Below are 2,219 nucleotides of genomic sequence, written 5' to 3' on the forward strand. Positions count from 1 at the left end.
GCTACGAGAACACCTACGCGGCCGCGAGATCAGCTACCCTCACGGAAGCGGCATAACCGAAATGACACCGTGTCCACGATCCGGGGTCAAGGCCCACGTTCCCGAGCACGTCAAGCTCCCACTCTCGGCCCTGGGGCGCCTCAGCATTTGATTGTGGGATCGAACTCCACCGCCTGGCGATCTTCGAATAGTCGGATGGGCCATTACGGTGTGGGAGCCCTCGACCTGTCCCCCGAAAGGACGACATACAAGTTCCGGCGTAACCACTAGCGTTGGCCCACGAAGCCTCATCGGTGAGGCTCGCTTTCTGATGAGGAGATGATTTATGAAGAGCAGTTCTGGAACCACAAGGCTCGCTCTCACGTGCGGCCTTCTGGTGATCGCGATGGCGACGGCGGGTGCTTTACCGGCGGCCGCGACGTCGACGGACGAGCCAGAGTCCGCATTCGATCTCGTGGAGGCTGCGGCACCGGACGTCACTACAGGTGTGCATACTGACGCCAAGAGGACAGCGGACGGGCTGGAGTACGCAGTCGACTCGGGAGTCGTGACGGCCCCGCTGGAGGCGTCCGCTCCTGTCTCCATGGAGATCGACGGCGTCGATTACTCGCTGGGCCTGCCAGTGACCGCGGGGGCATCGTTGACGTCGGATAATCCCAGCGCCCCCACCTTCGATAATAACGACGGTTCCTCGACCAGCGTCCTCGTGAAGGACTCCCAGATCACGGTCGCATCGATCCTGTCCTCCGTCGAAGCTCCGGAAGCATACAGCTACGACTACTCCGGCATGGGAGAGCTCCGACAGGACCCCACTGACGGAGGCGTGACGGTGTGGCGCGACGGAGTCATGGTTAGTGCGCTCTACCAGCCGTGGGCGATCGACGCCGCCGGAGCGGAGGTCCCGACCCGCTATGAGATCAATGGCTCGACCCTGACGCAGGTCGTCGAGCACAGGGGGGCGGCGTATGCGTATCCCATTGTCGCGGATCCCTCGCAGACGCTCCCCGGCAGCAACTCCTACTACGCCAAGATCATCCTCAACATCGACTCGGCCGCAGGCACGACGATCGTCTCGGTCTACCCGGCGGCCGGCGTCAACTGGACCCGTGTGGCACGGTCGACCGGAGTCAACGCCTATAACGCAATCGTGCCCTCGACCTACGAGTCGCAGAAATATCACGACCAGCTCGTGTGCCACTGGGCATCAGCCGGATACTTCAAGACCCCCTGGAATCTCGACTCGTGGCGCCCTAACGTCGGATATGCGGCGACCGTTGCCGCGTGGTGCAACCCCAACTGAACGAGGGTGAAAACGTGAACAGAACCGTGAATCGACGCGTGCTCCTGCTGGCTGTCGTGGCGCTTCTCCTCGGCGTGATGGCCGCGTGGTACGGAGCCTCGACCCTATTCGCAGCTGGGGTTGCCGCGGACGCGAATCACACCGCTGGCGGACTCGAGCCCCTGCCCGTGATCGCTGCCATCCTCGGGACGGCCGCGGTCATCTGGGCCTTGTGCGCACTCGCCTGGCAGACCGGGCGTGTCCTGCAACGCCGACACCAGTAGCTGCCAATCCTCAGTGTGGGTGTCCGCGATGTTCCGCGGACACCCACACTGGTGTTCGGCGTCCGGAGGATCACACGCATCATGTGGCACGTGCCCCACAGGCGAACGCTGGCAGCCTGCGCGACTCCCCCCCTCGGAAGGAAAACGGATTCTAGGTTTTGGTGATGACCAACGGTGATGATCTGTCCCGTGCTCGTCGTCAACGAGTGGAACGCGACCACCTGTCGTTCGACGTTCCGAACTGTCAGCACTGTCTCCGCCCGATGGAGCCTGACGCGGCCGGCGAGAGGTGGGTTTGCGGATCATCTGAGCGCCATGAGCAGTCAGGGTGACAACCGGCGTCGTCGGTGCTCCCGTGGGCTGACTTCTACCGACAAGGCCCAAGGCCCTGAATAGGTTGCCCCGACTGCTAGGCGTAGGCATGGTCCACGTGCCAGCCATCCTCGGCGGGGTACACGTCGAACACGAAGCTTTCGTTGGCGTCGTCGGTGGCCTGGAACCGCCATCCGTAAAGCCCTCGGCGCATGCCCGGATCAACGCTCCACACCGAGTCGCGGAGACGGGGGCTTGACCCCTGATCTTGGACACGCTGATTCCAGCACGATGCTGGGGAAGCGAGAATCTGAGGGATGGCAAGGAAGAACTACACGGACGAG

Annotated in this window: 1 protein-coding gene; it reads left to right on the forward strand. The window is 63.1% G+C overall.

What is annotated here, in order from left to right; translation table 11 throughout:
- Nucleotides 1–325: 325 nt before the first annotated feature.
- The gene (locus LOK55_RS13830; protein ID WP_229935834.1) at nt 326–1,300 is read left to right on the forward strand and encodes a DUF2599 domain-containing protein; all 975 of its coding nucleotides are present in this window, start codon (nt 326–328) and stop codon (nt 1,298–1,300) included.
- The last annotated feature ends 919 nt before the right edge of the window (nt 1,301–2,219 follow it).

The organism is Microbacterium sp. F2E (assembly GCF_020905435.1).
GTDB lineage: Bacteria > Actinomycetota > Actinomycetes > Actinomycetales > Microbacteriaceae > Microbacterium > Microbacterium lacticum.

Excerpts from the sequence above, each read along its gene's own strand:
- LOK55_RS13830 (WP_229935834.1), top strand. The coding sequence starts at position 326 with ATGAAGAGCAGTTCTGGAACCACAAGGCTCGCTCTCACGTGCGGCCTT.